Origin of the sequence: Providencia sp. PROV209, from assembly GCF_028479485.1 — a bacterium.
Taxonomy (GTDB): Bacteria; Pseudomonadota; Gammaproteobacteria; order Enterobacterales; family Enterobacteriaceae; genus Providencia; species Providencia alcalifaciens.
Map to the genome: position 1 here is coordinate 97,998 of NZ_JAMPNR010000015.1, position 16,036 is coordinate 114,033.

The window sequence follows — 16,036 nt, forward strand, 5'->3', positions numbered from 1 at the left end:
GATGATCCGTAAAATACAGAATATATTTAACCTGGGCGTTAAAGAGTTACGAAGTTTAGGGCGTGACAAAGCAATGTTGGCGCTGATTGTATTTGCCTTTACGGTTTCGATTTATTCATCAGCGACCGTAACTCCGGGCTCATTGCATAACGCTCCGATTGCGATTGCGGATCAGGACAAATCCCAGCTTTCGAACCGAATCATCAATAGTTTCTATGAGCCGTATTTCTTGCCGCCGGCGGATATTGTACCAAGCCAAATTGATGGATTACTCGACAGAGGGGCATATACTTTCGCTATTGATATTCCACCCAATTTTCAAAGAGATGTATTAGCAGGACGTCATCCTCAATTGCAAGTAAATATCGATGCAACACGCATGAGTCAGGCTTTTTTGGGGAACAGTTACATACAAAATATCACCTTGGGAGAGGTAAATGAATTTTTGGCAAAATACCGTAGCCAAGGGAGTTTACCCGTCGATCTTGAAGTTCGTATGCGCTTCAACCCAAACTTAACACAATCTTGGTTTGGCTCTGTGATGGCAATCATTAACAACATCACTATGTTATCGATTGTCTTAACGGGAGCAGCGTTGATCCGTGAACGTGAGCATGGCACTGTCGAGCATTTAATGGTGATGCCACTCACTCCCTTTGAAATCATGATGTCGAAAATTTGGTCGATGGGATTAGTGGTATTAATTGCTTCTGCTATCTCTTTATTGTTAGTGGTTAAAACCTTATTGCAGGTGCCTATTGAGGGCTCAATATTGCTGTTTATGTGTGGGGTAGCGCTGAGCTTATTTGCCACAACATCGATAGGCATTTTTATGGGGACCATCGCGCGTTCAATGCCGCAGTTTGGGCTGCTAATGATTCTGGTATTATTGCCATTAAACATGCTTTCAGGGGGAATGACCGCCCGCGAAAGTATGCCGCAACTGGTGCAGGATATTATGTTAACCATGCCAACCACGCACTTTGTTAGCTTAGCGCAAGCCATTTTGTATCGCGGCGCAGGCTTTCAAATTGTATGGCCTCAATTTGCCATTCTGGTTGTGATCGGTAGCGTATTTTTTAGCTTTGCCTTAATGCGTTTCCGTAAAACTATTGCCACGATGGCATAGTATTTATCGCACTGTATCGGCTATTTTCCATAAAACGCTTGCGGATTTTATCAGTAAGCGTTTTAATGCTTCGCCTATCAATTTTTAATTAATGATTAGATTTTGCCTATCAAATCGATAGCAACGACTGATTGGATTAAGTCTCTGAGAAACAGTAACTTAATAGTCAACCAAACAGGAGGACATCAAATGTCATTAATTAATACTCAAATCAAACCTTTTTCTAATCAAGCATTTAAAGACGGTAAATTTATCGAAGTCACAGAGAAAGATGTTGCAGGTAAATGGAGCGTTTTCTTCTTTTATCCAGCAGATTTCACCTTTGTTTGCCCAACTGAATTAGGTGACATTGCTGACCATTACGCTGAATTCCAAAAAATGGGTGTAGATATCTACTCTGTATCGACTGATACCCATTTCACGCACAAAGCATGGCATGAAAGCTCTGAAACTATCGGTAAAATCAAATACGCGATGATCGGCGACCCAACAGGTGCTCTGACTCGTAACTTCGAAAATATGCGTGAAAACGAAGGCTTAGCTGACCGTGGTACATTCGTTGTTGACCCACAAGGTATCATCCAAGCTATCGAAATCACTGCTGAAGGTATTGGTCGTGATGCTGCTGACTTACTGCGTAAAGTTAAAGCTGCTCAATATGTTGCAAGCCACCCAGGTGAAGTTTGCCCAGCTAAATGGAAAGAAGGTGAAGCAACACTGTCTCCATCTTTAGATTTAGTCGGCAAAATCTAATCGATTATCCTCGATAAGACTATTGCAAAATAAGCTACGTTGCAGGCGCTAAACACAATTAAGTAAAAAGCCTGCAACGGGCTATACGACGGGTATATGTACCCGATTTCATGACCAAGGGGATTACATGCTCGATAATAATTTACAGGCTCAATTAAAAGCCTATCTAGAAAGATTAACTAAACCTGTAGAACTGGTTTCGAATTTAGATGACAGCGCAAAATCAATTGAAATAAAACAATTACTTGAACAAATTGCGTCGCTGTCAGACAAGGTGACTGTACGTGAAGAGCACGACTCCACCCAAAGAACACCTTCATTTTTAATTACCAACCCAGGGACTAATATTGGCGTGCGTTTTGCAGGCTCACCATTGGGTCATGAATTTACGTCTTTAGTGCTGGCGCTACTGCAAGTGGGTGGTCATCCATCCAAAGAAGCCCAAGAATTATTGGACCAAGTGAAAGGGCTTGAAGGCGATTTCAACTTTGAGACTTATTATTCATTATCTTGCCATAATTGCCCTGATGTCGTGCAGGCGTTGAACTTGATGGCAGTTTTGAATCCGAACGTTCGCCATACGGCGATTGATGGCGCGCTGTTCCAAAATGAAATCGACGAACGCAACATCATGGGTGTTCCCGCTGTTTTCTTAAACGGCAAAGAATTTGGTCAAGGTCGCATGACATTAAGCGAAATCGTGAGCAAGGTTGATACCAATGCCGATGCGCGTGCGGCAAAAGCGATTAGCGAACGTGAACCCTTTGAAGTTTTAATCATCGGTAGTGGTCCGGCGGGTGCATCAGCCGCAGTTTATACTGCGCGTAAAGGCATCCGTACTGGCGTCATCGGTGAGCGTTTCGGTGGACAGGTGATGGATACCGTTGATATCGAAAACTATATTTCGGTATTGAAAACAGAAGGCGCAATTTTAGCAGGTGCCCTGAAAAATCATGTAGATAGCTATAATGTCGATGTAATTGATGGCCAATCAGTCACTAAGCTTATCCCTGCTGAGCAAATTGGCGGTTATCACCAAATCGAAACGGCATCAGGCGGCGTGATGAAAGCACGCAGTATTATCATCGCAACCGGTGCTCGCTGGAGAAATATGGGCGTACCGGGTGAGCAAGAGTACCGTACAAAAGGGATTACATTCTGCCCACACTGTGATGGTCCATTGTTTAAAGGTAAGCGTGTAGCCGTCATTGGCGGGGGTAACTCCGGTATTGAAGCCGCTATCGACTTAGCGGGTATCGTCGAACATGTCACTGTATTGGAGTTCGCATCAGAATTAAAAGCTGACTCAGTATTACAAGAAAAAGCGCGTAGCTTGAGTAATATCGACATCATTTTGAATGCACAAACCCTTGAAGTTAAAGGGGATGGCAGCAAAATGACTAGCTTAGAGTACAAAGACCGTACCGATGAAAGTGTGCATTCTTTGGAAGTGGCAGGTGCATTTGTTCAGATTGGTTTATTACCAAATACCAATTGGTTAGGGGATACCGTTGCACGTAACCGTATGGGTGAAATTGAAGTTGATGCCCGTAATGAAACCAGTGTGAAAGGCGTTTTCGCCGCAGGTGACTGTACAACAGTGCCTTACAAACAAATTATCATTTCAGCCGGAGAAGGTGCAAAGGCCGCACTTAGCGCATTTGATTACCTCATCCGCACAAGTACCAGAACCGCTGAATAGCTCATAGTTTAGCGGGTTGTAGCCAAAAGGCACTCGGGGGCGAGTGCCTTTTTTTGTGCGTGAAAGATAATCAAGATAAGCGAAAAGTAATAACATCAATATTCTTTCTTCCGTTAAATGTCGTGATGGAATAAGACATTAATATTGATGATAGTCAATGGGATTATCATGTTTGATGGTCTCTGGGATATCTATTTAATGAATATCTTCGTGACTGCGGTACACCAAAGAAAGCTCAGGATGATGCCATAAGCTGGCAGGGGTGACGGTAGTGCGTTCCCATGGAATGGTGCCAATAAACCACAGCTTCCAGAAATTTAATTTGGCATTCGGATTTTTTGTTAATAATGCTCTGAAAGTTTCGATTTCACCAATACGAATAGATAGGGCTGATTGGTAAATATCGAATACAAATTTTGAGCAAAATTGGCGTGATGAATCGTATTTAAATCCAGTATGATAAAACTTATTTAAGCGGGGGAAAACTTGTGTTACTAACGCCTGTTTTTGTGTCTCGGTTAAATGTGTGGATAAACGTCGCACACTGTAACGATGCTCAGATGAACGGGCAATAAAACGCGATAATGTGGTGGTGGTCGATAATGGAATACGGCTTTCTGCCACTAAATAGTCATTGCCATCATGACCGATGATCATGCCCACATGATTACTCCAACATTGTGATGCGGAGGCAATTTGGCGGAAAACTTCAGTACCAATGCTAGTGAAAATAATGTCACCGACTTCAAGCTCATAAGGGTAGTTTATTTTTGTCATGGAATACCTCAAGCGGATGATAAAACTGACCTTGGCGTCATCTTATAAGCCGTTAGGTATTCGCGACAATCGGAATAGCGGCGAATATCACTTCTGTTTAGCTTGGGTATATTTTCATCAATTCTAAACTTAATAATTGAATATTTTGTATGATTTCTTGTTCGGTATGGGCGGCATAGCCGAATAGAATGGCATTATTATTTTTGCTATTAATGCAATATCGAGACAGAGGCTGCGCACCAAACCCGAGCGCTCGACATTGCTCTAGGATAATCTCTAAGTTATAGCCTTTTTTTACCCAACAGATTGTATGGATCCCTGAATCATTCATGTGAGCATCAAAAATGTGCGGGAGATATTGATTGATGGATTGGCAAAAAACAGTTTGGCGTTCATAGCATACTTTGCGGATCTTACGGATATGTCTCGCATAATGACCTTCTTGAATAAATTGTGTTAAAGCGGCTTGTTCTAAATAGCTACAATGACTATCACTGTAATATTTCATCATCGTAAAAGCTTCACTCAGACTTTCTGGCACAATTAAAAATCCAAGGCGAAAACCGGGGTACATCATTTTAGAAAATGTACCAGCATAAATAACACGTTGATGATTATCCAGCCCTTGTAAGGCTTGAATCGGTTTGGATAAAAAACGGAACTCACTGTTGTAATCATCCTCAAATATCCAAGCATTATTTTGTTGCGCCCAATCTAATAATGCGAGGCGGCGGGGTAAGCTTAAAGTTGTTCCAAGCGGAAACTGATGAGATGGCGTAGTATAAATCAGTTTGGCATCACTATGATGCGCGGCGGCGTATTCAATATTCATTCCCTCATGGTCAGAGGGGATCGGTGAAATATTGGCGCCTGCGGCGGTTAAAATCGCACGAGCACTATCATAGCCGGGGTCATCGAGCCAAACAGTATCATTTTGTTTTAATAAGACTTTAGCCACCAAATTTATCGCCTGCTGTGTTCCATTCACAATAATAATTTGGTTGTCAGAGCAATGAACGCCTCGGGTTGAACGCACATAGTCAGCCAATAATTTTTTGAGCGGCGTATAGCCGTCAGGGTGATTATAGTGGGTAATTTCTCGTTTGGATTTTCGCCAAACTCGCCCTAATAATCGCCCCCAAAGATCATGGGGAAATTGGTCAACACAACCGACGCCAATATTAAATATTGAGCGCTTATTGGTATTTGGGCGTGATTGTTCCCAAAGTGGTTGAAGGTTATTCAACATGGGGTTCAGATAAAGTGCAGGATTTTCTTGTTGAGAACAAGCTTGATGAGAGGCTGTGGTACGAACTAACTCATCAGGAATTTGAGCAGAAACATAAGTTCCAGAGCCTTGTTTTGAGTATAAATAACCTTCATCAATTAGGCGTTCAAATCCCGCAATGACTGAGTTACGCGAAATTGACATCATCTCAGCCAGCGCCCGAGTCGAAGGTAATTTCAGGCCAGCGGCAATTCGGCCATCTAGAATTGCACTACGGATTGTGTGATAAACCCCTTCATTGATTCGACCTTGTTCGAGCAATAAAAGTGGAAACTGAGCCTGCTGCTTTCTTCTCATAAGTGGATCCTAAATAAATCACAAAAGTGTACCTTATGCAGTACCAGATAGCTCAGTACTATAACCCCATCGAGTAATATGTCTACTAATGGAAGGGTTATTATGAATAATGCAGAATTACCAGTTTCTATCGAATTTGTTTCCCCTGATCACTACCCAGAATGGTTGGTTTATTGGTTAGAATATCAAAAGTTTTATCAAGTAGATTTAAGTGAAGAAATTACATTAAAAGCGTGGGAGCGCTTCTTTGATGAAAAAGAACCCATGTATTGTGCGGTAGCAGTCGAAGGTGACAAGGTTGTTGGTTTTGTTAATTATCTTTTCCATCGTTCGACATGGGCGAAAAATGACTTTTGTTATTTAGAGGATTTGTATGTAACGCCTGAAGTTCGTGGTCGCCATGTGGGTAAACAACTCATTGAGTTTGTTCAACAGCAAGCGCAAAAAAAACAGTGTGGAAGATTGTACTGGCATACACAAGAGACTAATTTACGGGGACAGAAGTTATACAATTGGGTGGCAGAAAAACCGGGTGTTATCGAATATAGAATGCCACTATAACGACGATATCATTAAATCGAGTGCCCGCTGTTGCTTTAACAGCGGGATATGATTGCTAAAAATCTTAATTTGCTAATTGTGCCCGTACTTCCATTAATGCAAAACCTAATAGATTTAAACCTTTCCATGTGAGTGGATTTTCAATATTTTCTGCATCTTCTGCTAAACCAATTCCCCATATTTTGTCGACAGGGCTCGCTTCAACAAGCACCCGCTCATTAGTCGCGAGTAGGAATTGTTTTAACGCCTCATTTTGGGAGAATTTTGCCAAATTAGCTTTCACAACAATATTATAGCGGTTTGCATCCCAAATATCTTGCTTGAACCCGCGAACTTCTCGACCAAATGCTTTTGCTGCACCAGGGTTAGGTGCATGAATAATTTTTTGTAGCGTTTCATTATCATCAAATAAGCGGGCTTTTTCAGCCATCATAAAATGTTCGGCGCTAGCAAAGCGATTGTTATCAACGATAAAAGGGGCGGGATACCATTGGCTAAAACAGCTTTTTGTTACTTGATGTTGTTTAGACTGATGCCCCCAAAAAAAGACATATTTAAATTTTTTACCTGTTCGGTAGAGCTTACAAAGGTTTTTTATATCCATAAGACTAACTTGAAAAATAATCATTAGATACGGTTAGATTAACGACAAACCAATGGCTTGGCTATCGGAATTACCCGTACTCTTGTTGCAAAGAAAAAATAATTTTTGAATAAAGCTCACATTCTTGAAATGTATTAATTGGTATCGCTTTTTTTAACTAACACACCTTTTATTTTAACGATATCATAACAAATATAAATTTATAATTATTTGAAAAAACAGAATTAATTAATCATGGAAAAGATTTTACTGGTGTTATGGCCATTATTTGCTCTTATTACAATGGGTTTTATATTGCGTAGAACTGCACTGTTTTCTGCTGATTTTTGGCCGAGCGCGGAAAAACTTAATTACTTCATTTTATTTCCAGCTTTACTAATAAGCAGTTTAGCAAATGCGCCGTTAGATAATCCAAAATTGCCTTATCTTGCATGTGCAATTTTGTTTATTCTTGCGATAAGCTCATTGTTCGTGGTGCTGAGTAAATATTTATTCAAAATCTCGATTCCAAGATTTGGGGCCCATATTCAAGGAATTATTCGTTTTAATACCTATTTAGGTCTTGCAATTATTGCTGATCTATTTGGATCGGAAGGGATTGCTATTTCTGCGGTAATTATGGCGATTTTAGTGCCCAGCTGCAATGTGATTGCTGTGTTATCATTGAGTGCAGGTAAGAAAGTCACATTAAAGCAACTTGTGATGCCTATTGCTAAAAACCCTCTGATAATATCTTGTGTCATCGGAATTTTATTAAATTTATTACCTATTGGTTTACCATTTGGTTCTGACCAATTTTTAAAATTACTGGCAGCAGCGAGTTTACCATTAGGGTTAATTTGCATTGGTGGAGCACTACAAACAGCAACATTGAGAAAAGAGTTTAAACCAATCATGGTTTCAACATTATTACGTTTGCTCGCGATGCCTATTTTAGCGGTATTAACTGCCCATTTATTTTCATTACCAGCATTAGAAAGGGTTCTTTTGGTGATCTTTTTCGCTATTCCTACTGCCCCGACGTCCTATATTTTAACCAAACAACTCAATGGTAATAGCCAATTGATGGCTGGAATTATTACTTTTCAAACTATTCTTGCGGTTATTACATTACCGCTAGTTTTAACATTAATTACTCAATAATATTATTTTTATATAGAAAGCAACATCATAATTATTATGATGTTGCTTTCTATGGCGAAGTGAAGTTAGAAATGCAGTTACTTAACAAGTTTACAATCACGACCCTTGTCGTCAGAAATACGGTTATTAACAGCATCATCTTCAGAAATAGTCGCTAAGTTTAATCCTGCTTTGCTGCTCCATAGTTGGAAATTTTCACCAACATAGCGAGCGCCACTCGCGGCTTCTTTGTTTTTCAGTAAAATCAATTCATCGCTGTAAAGCATCACTGCTGTATCTTGATTAGGGAAAGAAACTTTAATTTTTTGTCCATCGCAGTTATAGGTTTGTGTTTTAGCGGCGAATGCAGATGACGATATAGCCAAAACGGATAATGCAGCGATAGAAGAAACTAAAAGAGTTTTTTTCATTGGTTTTCCTTAATACTTTTAAGTATTTATACCAGCGTTCATAAACATTGAAACGATAAGCTACAGAGATATAGTATTACTTTTAAATATACATAGCATAAACATTTAGTCACTATTTTATGAAATTTAATAATATTCTTAATTTCAACTTAATCTCCTTTGTAAATAACGATATAAATATTTTTAGATGTATTTTTGTTTTTTAAAATAGAAGCTAATAAGTTATCCAAGGCTTTTAATAATCTATAGGTGTAGTCTTAAAGTTAATTTGAATATATATTTTTATCTTGAATTCATGATAGGAACAGATATAGGTAAAAATCGCCAAATAAAAGATAAAATAAACAAAAAGTTTAACCTATTAAATTTTCAAGGATTAAATGCAATTTCTTGTGAGTGTTCGATGAATAACATACACTGAAGGCGTAAATTTTACGTCATTTGATAAGGAGTTAAGCGTGTCTTTGGAACAATGCCGAAAATATGAAAATCTTTCTATAGAAGAGACAATCGAAACACTCTCATTACTCTATTCAAATGCCATTGATGCTCTAAGAAATGCAATTGCAACCTACGTTGAAAAGGGCACTATACCGGATGTCAACGCACGAAATAGTGGGTTATTTGCTTACCCTGAACTGTGTGTAACATGGGGTGGTAAGGTTGACCATTGTGAAAAAACGCGAGCTTATGCTCGTTTTGTGAAACAAGGTGACTACAGTATTACCGTGACGCAACCGGAACTGTTTCGCGCCTACCTTGTGGAACAATTGACCATATTCCAACAAGACTATGACGTATCTTTTGCAGTTCGTCCGTCTAAAACAGAGATTCCATATCCATTCGTTATTGACGGTTCTGATCTTATTCTCGATAGAAGTATGAGTAGTAGTTTGGCTGCTCATTTTCCCATCACAGATCTTTCCCATATAAGTGATGATATTAGCGATGGTTTATATCATGTAACAGACGATATGCCATTATCCCACTTTGATGCATTGAGAGTTGATTTCTCGTTAGCACGCTTGAAACATTATACGGGCACACCCCCAGAGCATGTTCAGCCCTATATTTTGTTTACGAACTATAATCGCTATGTCGATGAATTTGTTAATTGGGCTTGTGAACAAATTCGTGACCCAGAAAGTCGCTATATAGCATTATCTTGCGTAGGGCATAATTACTTAACTGCTGAAAATGCAGATCCTCAATTTGCCACATCTGATTTAACATGGAAAAAATTCCAAATGCCTGCATATCATCTGATTGCTCGTGATGGTGTGGGAATAACGCTAGTTAACATCGGAGTGGGACCTTCAAATGCAAAAAATATTTGTGACCATTTAGCGGTATTACGCCCACACACCTGGTTAATGATTGGTCACTGTGGCGGCTTGCGTGAAAGTCAAAAAATTGGTGATTATGTGTTAGCCCACGCTTATTTGCGTGATGACCATATTTTAGATGATGTATTACCGCCAGATATTCCTATTCCAAGTATTGCTGAAGTGCAACGCGCGTTGTATGACGCGACGAAACAAGTGAGTAATATGCCAGGTGAGCTGGTTAAACAGCGCTTACGTACCGGAACAGTGGTCACGACGGATGACCGAAACTGGGAATTGCGTTTTTTTGCAACGGCTCGTCGTTTTAGTCTAAGTCGTGCTGTTGCTGTTGACATGGAAAGCGCCACAATTGCAGCTCAAGGTTACCGTTTCCGTGTGCCTTATGGCACATTACTTTGTGTCTCAGATAAGCCTATTCATGGTGAAATTAAATTACCGGGGCAAGCGAACAGTTTCTATGAAGGTGCAATATCAGAGCATCTGCAAATTGGGATCCGCGCTATCGACTTATTGAGGCAAGAAGGCGATAAGCTGCACTCCCGAAAATTAAGAACATTTGACGAGCCACCATTTAGATAATATCGAGGATGGAATACGTGATCCCTGAACTTGAAACAGATAGATTAATTTTAGCGAAACATGAAGTTAGTGATTTTTCTGCGCTTTCTCAATTATGGGGACAGCGGTCAATGGTTCAACACATTGGTGGAGTTCCTTCAACTGAACGTGAATCATGGATGCGCATGTTAGCGTACGGTGGGTTATGGCCATTACTTGGATTTGGGTATTGGGCGGTTAGAGAAAAGGGGACAGGGAACTACGTTGGAGACCTTGGGTTTGCCGATTTTCATCGTATTGTTGAGCCACATGTTAAAGGAATTCCTGAAGCTGGGTGGGTGATTGCCCCCGAATATCAAGGTAGGGGTTATGCGACAGAGGCGATGAAGGCCGCATTATCATGGTTGATAGCCCAACAAAAACATCAAGAAAGTATTTGTTTCATAGGACCTCAAAATATTCCATCATTGCGTGTCGCAGAAAAATTGGGGTACACGCAAGACAAAGAAGTGTTTATGAACGGTAGCATCTCAGTATTGTTGCGTAAAAATCTGATTCAATCTTAATTATCCCATTTTCGATAACAATTAATCCTATTCTTATCCATAGAATAGGATTAATTCCCTTAGTAGACTCTTAAAATTGTTTGGTTAATTTTAAGGTCACTATGTCTAACCATTTTCTTGCATTTGAAAAACCGATTATTGAACTTCAGGAAAAGATTGAAGCTCTGAATGCTTTCAAGCAAAAAGGTCATCCCTCTGAAATAAAGCTTGATGAGGAAATTCAATTATTAGAAAAAAAATGTCATGCACTGACCGAAAATATTTTCGCTTCACTCGGTGCATGGGAAGTCGTGCAACTCGCTCGCCATCCACTACGACCATACACGCTTGATTATATTTCCCTTATATTTACTGAATTTCAAGAATTAGCGGGAGATCGCGCATTTGCTGACGACAAAGCACTTGTTGGTGGATTGGCGCGATTAGACGGGCGACCAGTCATGGTCATCGGGCAGCAAAAAGGGCGAGATACGAAAGAAAAAGTGAAACGTAATTTTGGCATGCCATCCCCTGAAGGATACCGCAAAGCGTTAAGACTAATGAAAATGGCGGAAAGGTTTAAATTGCCCGTTATTACTTTTATTGATTCTGCGGGCGCTTATCCTGGCGTTGGGGCTGAGGAACGGGGTCAAGCAGAAGCTATTGCACGTAATATACAAGAAATGTCCTGTCTCAAAACGCCAATTATTTGTGTGATTACGGGAGAAGGGTGTTCTGGCGGTGCATTAGGAATTGGCGTGGGCGACCGAATTAACATGTTAGAATACAGCACATATGCTGCAATATCCCCAGAAGGCTGTGCGTCTATTTTATGGAAAGATTCCCAGAAGGCACAAATTGCAGCTGAGGTGATGGGTATGACCGCACCGAGGTTAAAAGAGTTAGGAATTATTGACGTTATTATTCCTGAACCTTTAGGTGGTGCTCATCGAAATTATTCATTAGCCGCACAAAATCTGAAGCAGCAACTTATTGAGGATTTAAACCAACTTAGTCTATTAGATGAAGCAGCACTGCTTGAGCAGCGTTACCAAAAAATAATGGAATTTGGTTATTGCTAGTGTTATTAGTGAAGTATTGATTAATGCTGGAATTAGGCTGAAGAATGTCTGTTGATCTTAATTTACTTAAAGTATTTATTGCGGTTGCAACGCAAGGAAGTTTCGCTAATGCAGCAAGGCAACTTTCGATGCCAACATCAAATGTGAGCCGACAAATTAAGTTACTTGAAGGTCAACTTCATTGTCGATTAATTGAACGAACTACACGACAAATGCGCTTAACAGAGCAGGGCACGTTATTACTGAATAAAAGTCAAAAACTGTACTGTGAATTAGATGAGACACTACAGCAAATTAGTGCTCCAGATACATTGAGTGGGACTTTACGGTTAACAATTCCAAGTGAATCTGGCAGTTTATTATTTGCAGATAGTCTGGCTCAATTTGCACTCGCTCACCCCGACCTGACCATTCACTGTGATACGCAGTTAGCGCCGTTAGATGTTATTGGTGATGATGTGGACTTATTACTGACTTTTCATCGAGGTGAATTGATAGACAGTAGCTATCACTCGCAGTTGATTAAATCATGGGAAAGTATTGTCGTCGCCGCGCCTAAGCTTATTGAACAATATGGACAACCCACAACGCTAGATGCATTAAGCCAAATGCCCTGCATCACGAGTTTAAGTGCATTGCAGGGGCAACCATGGGTTTTTATTACGCCTAATGGGCAGCTAAAAAAAATTCATATAAACAGCCAATACCGTGTGAATAGTGGCATCCTTGCCAGCGCTGCGGCAATAAATGGATTGGGGGTGGCAATTCTTTCAAAAGAGGCGTGTCAGTCAGCTGTTCAGGCAGGAAAACTAGTGGAAATTGATATCAATGGGATGCATCCTGCACCGATTGAGCTGCGTGCAATTTATGCGTCAAAGCGTTCACTTTCTCCGAAGATTGATATCTTTTTGACATATTTATTGCAAAATATTTAGGCTGATATCGCTATCAGCCTTTTCTTTGCGAGGTGAGTTATTTATTTTTGCGTAAGCGCAGGGTTAACCCTTTTAAGAGATAACGTAATAGCTGGTCACCACATTCACGATAATTTTTATGTTCAGGATTGCGGAAAATGGCACTCAATTCTGGCTTGGAAACGCGGAAATCAACGGATTGATAAATATCCAGTAGGTCAACGTCTTTTAGTTCAAAAGCAACTCGTAATTTTTTGAAAATAATATTGTTGTTGATTCTAGCTTCAACGTCAGGGGCGGGGCGATTTTCATCTTTACCACGGCGATGGTAAATCAATCCATTCAGAAAGTGACCAAGTACAACGTCATTACATTCAACATAATCAGGGTCGGTATCTTTTTTTAGCCACAGATTCATTTCTTCTTTAGTGACTGTTAGGTCTGCAAGTTTTACGATTGTAACCATCTGAGCGTCGCTCAAATCCAACATATAACGAACACTTCGTAAAACGTAGTTATTTAGCATGGGGTCATTTATCCAACGGATCGATTAAAAATAAGCTTTGATTAGCTATGAGGTTTTATTATAAAGCAAAGGAGGCTTCCAATGCTTTATAAATTCTTGGCGGGTAGCGATACATTATCGATGACTCAATCTTTCACTGTTATCAAGTTAACCCATAAAGTAAATTAACCCATAGAAAAACACTAATGTTAATCCGACTGTGATGAGCATATTTTTAAGGAAGGATGCCGCCACAACGCAGAATAGTGCTCCCCAGAGATAAGGATTATCAGGAAAACTCCGAAGTTCATGGTTTTCGAGCAAAATGACAGGAGCACAAATTGCAGTTAATAAACAAGGCGCAGAATAGCTGAGTGCTTGTCGTACAATGAGCGGTAACCGTATTGGTAATTGTGGAATAAGAAAAACATAGCGTAGAGAAAAAACGACAGCAGTTAAACTAAGAATTAAAAACCAGATCATTTTTCTTCCCCTAATACGCGAGAAACACCCACTGAGACAAACATTCCACCAACACCCGCAATGACAATTGCACTACTGATTGAATACATTGACAGGGTAATTGCAATAATTAATGAAAAGAGAACTCCACAAGCTGTACTTATTTTCTTCGTGAGTGGAACTACGATGGCTAATAGTGTCGCAACCACCGAAAAATCTAAGTGTAATTTACTTAAATCACCGATTAAATTTGCCATCACAATGCCGCATAAGCTGGTGATGAACCACACGAGATAAAAACTAAAGCCTGCTCCAAATAGATAAGCAAAGCTCAAGGCTTGGCGTTTTGCTGCACTAATCGCAAATAGCTCATCTGTTAATAAAAAGCCAATACTTAAACGCTGTGGCGTTGTGAAGTCTTTAACGTAAGGGCGCATCGTCAGCCCATATAAAAGGTGTTGGGATGTGATAAAAAAAACAGAAATCACAATAGTAATATACCCAGCACCGGAATTAAGTAGCCCTAAGGTAACTAATTGAGCCGCACCGGCAAAAACCATTGCGGACATGGCGATGCTTTGCCAGAAAGAAAGACCCGTTTCGATGGCCATAGATCCAGCAAGGATCCCCCAAGGAATAACTGCAAGATTTAACGGTAATGTATGAACTGCTCCATCCATCATTGCACGTTGCCATGGCTTTGATTGTTGAGACGACATTGATGTGCATCCTGTATGTTGAAAATTGAATTCATTAAATAAAAATCTAAAAAAAACAGCATTGATTTATCTACAGGTATTTAGGGTAAAGAATCATTATTTGATACGTTGCAGATATCCATTGTTATATCCTGAAATATTCAACAAATCACTACCTCTATTAATGCCATTTAATTGGTTTTAAATGCTGGCTTTTTATTGGTTATTGAATTTTTTTACTGCTTAAGAAATATTTTCAGCATCCTGCTGATTAAATGTTTTTGTTCGATATTTAACTCTGAATTATATCTTTAAAGCTTATGCAATAAACTGCATTTTAGTGGTAATTCTGAAGTTATATATTGTATTATTATTCATGATTGGTGATATCTTTCATTAAAATTTAAAGGTGTGTATCATAGTATCCATTCAGTATAAATGTGAATTAATTGTTATAACTTTTATTGGGTTAGCGGGTTTCCTATGCTTGAAAATCTGGGTATCACAAACTTATGGACTTACCTTATCGGTGTTATTTTTATTACACTGGTACCAGGACCTAATTCTTTATTTGTTTTAACGAGTAGCGCAAAATATGGTGTAAAGAATGGCTATAAAGCAGCTCTGGGGGTTTTTACTGGCGATGCTTTGCTCATTTTTTTGTCATTTCTAGGTGTTGCGTCTTTAGTCAAAACATCGCCAATCTTTTTTAGTGTGATCAAGTATGCAGGGGCTACCTACTTATTTTACTTAGGTATCAAAACATTATATTCAGTGTTACATAAAAAAGAATCTTCCACAGATGCTAATGAAATTATCTTGGAAACAAAAGGAACGTATAAAAAAGCAGTTTTTTTAAGCTTATTGAATCCTAAAATGATCATTTTCTATGTTTCATTTTTTATTCAGTTTATTGATCCTAGCTATCCAAATGCAGGCGTTCCATTTTTTGTATTAGGCGTAATATTAGAAGCCTGTAGTATGTTTTATTTATCTATGCTGATATTTGGTGCCGTTGCTGTAACGAATATGGTGAAACATAATAAGAAATTGTCCAAATTCTCTAATAGTTGTATTGGCGCTGTTTTCTTAATGTTTGGCGCTAAATTAGCGCTAACCGCTTAATAAAATACAAATAATTATTAAAAATAGCTGACAAGTGAGTCAGCTATTTTTTGTGTTTACTTGGGTACCTTTAACGTGTAATTCTTCGCATGGAAATAAACTTGAGCGAGTAATCAAAAAATAATTATTGCTCAATT

At 39.3% G+C, this 16,036-nt stretch carries 17 protein-coding genes; 10 read left to right on the plus strand and 7 right to left on the minus strand.

Features of this window, described 5'->3' with window-relative positions; all coding sequences use genetic code 11:
• Positions 1-4: 4 nt before the first annotated feature.
• From PR795_RS11520 to ahpF, 3 genes are all read left to right on the plus strand, one after another.
• On the plus strand, positions 5-1,129 hold the full coding sequence (locus tag PR795_RS11520) for an ABC transporter permease (RefSeq protein ID WP_181480911.1): 1,125 nt from the start codon (positions 5-7) through the stop codon (positions 1,127-1,129).
• A gap of 189 nt (positions 1,130-1,318) precedes the next feature.
• The gene (ahpC, locus tag PR795_RS11525; RefSeq protein WP_006659869.1) at positions 1,319-1,882 is read left to right on the plus strand and encodes an alkyl hydroperoxide reductase subunit C; all 564 of its coding nucleotides are present in this window, start codon (positions 1,319-1,321) and stop codon (positions 1,880-1,882) included.
• 127 nt (positions 1,883-2,009) lie between these two features.
• Entirely contained in the window at positions 2,010-3,584 is a 1,575-nt protein-coding gene (gene ahpF, locus PR795_RS11530; RefSeq protein ID WP_006661792.1) for an alkyl hydroperoxide reductase subunit F, read from the plus strand.
• 195 nt (positions 3,585-3,779) lie between these two features.
• Here ahpF and PR795_RS11535 read toward each other — a convergent pair whose 3' ends face one another.
• Both PR795_RS11535 and pdxR read right to left on the minus strand, forming a co-directional pair.
• On the minus strand, positions 3,780-4,361 hold the full coding sequence (locus tag PR795_RS11535; RefSeq protein WP_006659866.1) for a YebB family permuted papain-like enzyme: 582 nt from the start codon (positions 4,359-4,361) through the stop codon (positions 3,780-3,782).
• 97 nt (positions 4,362-4,458) lie between these two features.
• Positions 4,459-5,946: a MocR-like pyridoxine biosynthesis transcription factor PdxR gene (gene pdxR, locus PR795_RS11540; protein ID WP_036965707.1), complete on the minus strand. Its 1,488-nt coding sequence runs from the start codon at positions 5,944-5,946 to the stop codon at positions 4,459-4,461.
• Between the two features lie 102 nt (positions 5,947-6,048).
• Between pdxR and PR795_RS11545 the strand changes: the two genes are divergently transcribed.
• Positions 6,049-6,507, plus strand: coding sequence for a GNAT family N-acetyltransferase (locus PR795_RS11545; RefSeq protein WP_006661780.1), 459 nt, complete (start codon positions 6,049-6,051; stop codon positions 6,505-6,507).
• Positions 6,508-6,571: 64 nt separating this feature from the next.
• Here the strand turns inward: PR795_RS11545 and PR795_RS11550 are convergent, their stop codons facing one another.
• Positions 6,572-7,111 carry an NADAR family protein gene (locus tag PR795_RS11550; RefSeq protein WP_096759650.1) on the minus strand — a complete coding sequence of 180 codons (540 nt, stop codon included), beginning with the start codon at positions 7,109-7,111 and terminating at the stop codon, positions 6,572-6,574.
• 234 nt (positions 7,112-7,345) lie between these two features.
• On the opposite strand from PR795_RS11550, the gene PR795_RS11555 reads away from it, so the two are divergent.
• Complete coding sequence (locus PR795_RS11555) at positions 7,346-8,254, plus strand: AEC family transporter (protein ID WP_181480835.1); 909 nt, start codon at positions 7,346-7,348, stop codon at positions 8,252-8,254.
• Between the two features lie 77 nt (positions 8,255-8,331).
• Here PR795_RS11555 and PR795_RS11560 read toward each other — a convergent pair whose 3' ends face one another.
• Positions 8,332-8,664 carry an MliC family protein gene (locus PR795_RS11560; RefSeq protein WP_181480836.1) on the minus strand — a complete coding sequence of 111 codons (333 nt, stop codon included), beginning with the start codon at positions 8,662-8,664 and terminating at the stop codon, positions 8,332-8,334.
• Positions 8,665-9,161: 497 nt separating this feature from the next.
• Here PR795_RS11560 and PR795_RS11565 point away from each other — a divergent pair, with 497 nt between their 5' ends.
• The 4 genes from PR795_RS11565 (at position 9,162) to PR795_RS11580 (ending at position 13,130) form a co-directional block, all read left to right on the plus strand.
• Positions 9,162-10,589: an AMP nucleosidase gene (locus tag PR795_RS11565; protein ID WP_442960001.1), complete on the plus strand. Its 1,428-nt coding sequence runs from the start codon at positions 9,162-9,164 to the stop codon at positions 10,587-10,589.
• 8 nt (positions 10,590-10,597) lie between these two features.
• Positions 10,598-11,134: a GNAT family N-acetyltransferase gene (locus PR795_RS11570; protein WP_036963619.1), complete on the plus strand. Its 537-nt coding sequence runs from the start codon at positions 10,598-10,600 to the stop codon at positions 11,132-11,134.
• 101 nt (positions 11,135-11,235) lie between these two features.
• Complete coding sequence (gene accA / locus PR795_RS11575; RefSeq protein WP_181480839.1) at positions 11,236-12,195, plus strand: acetyl-CoA carboxylase carboxyl transferase subunit alpha; 960 nt, start codon at positions 11,236-11,238, stop codon at positions 12,193-12,195.
• A 44-nt stretch (positions 12,196-12,239) separates the two neighbouring features.
• The gene (locus tag PR795_RS11580; protein ID WP_036965713.1) at positions 12,240-13,130 is read left to right on the plus strand and encodes a LysR family transcriptional regulator; all 891 of its coding nucleotides are present in this window, start codon (positions 12,240-12,242) and stop codon (positions 13,128-13,130) included.
• Between the two features lie 37 nt (positions 13,131-13,167).
• Here the strand turns inward: PR795_RS11580 and PR795_RS11585 are convergent, their stop codons facing one another.
• From PR795_RS11585 to PR795_RS11595, 3 genes are all read right to left on the minus strand, one after another.
• Positions 13,168-13,635, minus strand: coding sequence for a DUF1456 family protein (locus PR795_RS11585; protein ID WP_036963622.1), 468 nt, complete (start codon positions 13,633-13,635; stop codon positions 13,168-13,170).
• Positions 13,636-13,782: 147 nt separating this feature from the next.
• Positions 13,783-14,097, minus strand: coding sequence for an AzlD domain-containing protein (locus PR795_RS11590; RefSeq protein ID WP_006661772.1), 315 nt, complete (start codon positions 14,095-14,097; stop codon positions 13,783-13,785).
• A complete protein-coding gene (locus tag PR795_RS11595; RefSeq protein ID WP_181480840.1) occupies positions 14,094-14,795 on the minus strand; it encodes an AzlC family ABC transporter permease in 702 nt (233 codons plus the stop codon). Before PR795_RS11595 ends, PR795_RS11590 begins: the two co-directional genes overlap by 4 nt.
• A 462-nt stretch (positions 14,796-15,257) precedes the next feature.
• Here PR795_RS11595 and leuE point away from each other — a divergent pair, with 462 nt between their 5' ends.
• Entirely contained in the window at positions 15,258-15,899 is a 642-nt protein-coding gene (gene leuE / locus PR795_RS11600; protein WP_006659852.1) for a leucine efflux protein LeuE, read from the plus strand.
• Positions 15,900-16,036 lie beyond the last annotated feature (137 nt).

Excerpts from the sequence above, each read along its gene's own strand:
- ahpC (WP_006659869.1), top strand. The coding sequence starts at position 1,319 with ATGTCATTAATTAATACTCAAATCAAACCTTTTTCTAATCAAGCATTT.
- ahpF (WP_006661792.1), top strand. The coding sequence starts at position 2,010 with ATGCTCGATAATAATTTACAGGCTCAATTAAAAGCCTATCTAGAAAGA.
- PR795_RS11535 (WP_006659866.1), bottom strand. The coding sequence starts at position 4,361 with ATGACAAAAATAAACTACCCTTATGAGCTTGAAGTCGGTGACATTATT.
- pdxR (WP_036965707.1), bottom strand. The coding sequence starts at position 5,946 with ATGAGAAGAAAGCAGCAGGCTCAGTTTCCACTTTTATTGCTCGAACAA.
- PR795_RS11545 (WP_006661780.1), top strand. The coding sequence starts at position 6,049 with ATGAATAATGCAGAATTACCAGTTTCTATCGAATTTGTTTCCCCTGAT.
- PR795_RS11550 (WP_096759650.1), bottom strand. The coding sequence starts at position 7,111 with ATGGATATAAAAAACCTTTGTAAGCTCTACCGAACAGGTAAAAAATTT.
- PR795_RS11555 (WP_181480835.1), top strand. The coding sequence starts at position 7,346 with ATGGAAAAGATTTTACTGGTGTTATGGCCATTATTTGCTCTTATTACA.
- PR795_RS11560 (WP_181480836.1), bottom strand. The coding sequence starts at position 8,664 with ATGAAAAAAACTCTTTTAGTTTCTTCTATCGCTGCATTATCCGTTTTG.
- PR795_RS11570 (WP_036963619.1), top strand. The coding sequence starts at position 10,598 with ATGGAATACGTGATCCCTGAACTTGAAACAGATAGATTAATTTTAGCG.
- accA (WP_181480839.1), top strand. The coding sequence starts at position 11,236 with ATGTCTAACCATTTTCTTGCATTTGAAAAACCGATTATTGAACTTCAG.
- PR795_RS11580 (WP_036965713.1), top strand. The coding sequence starts at position 12,240 with ATGTCTGTTGATCTTAATTTACTTAAAGTATTTATTGCGGTTGCAACG.
- PR795_RS11585 (WP_036963622.1), bottom strand. The coding sequence starts at position 13,635 with ATGCTAAATAACTACGTTTTACGAAGTGTTCGTTATATGTTGGATTTG.
- PR795_RS11590 (WP_006661772.1), bottom strand. The coding sequence starts at position 14,097 with ATGATCTGGTTTTTAATTCTTAGTTTAACTGCTGTCGTTTTTTCTCTA.
- PR795_RS11595 (WP_181480840.1), bottom strand. The coding sequence starts at position 14,795 with ATGTCGTCTCAACAATCAAAGCCATGGCAACGTGCAATGATGGATGGA.
- leuE (WP_006659852.1), top strand. The coding sequence starts at position 15,258 with ATGCTTGAAAATCTGGGTATCACAAACTTATGGACTTACCTTATCGGT.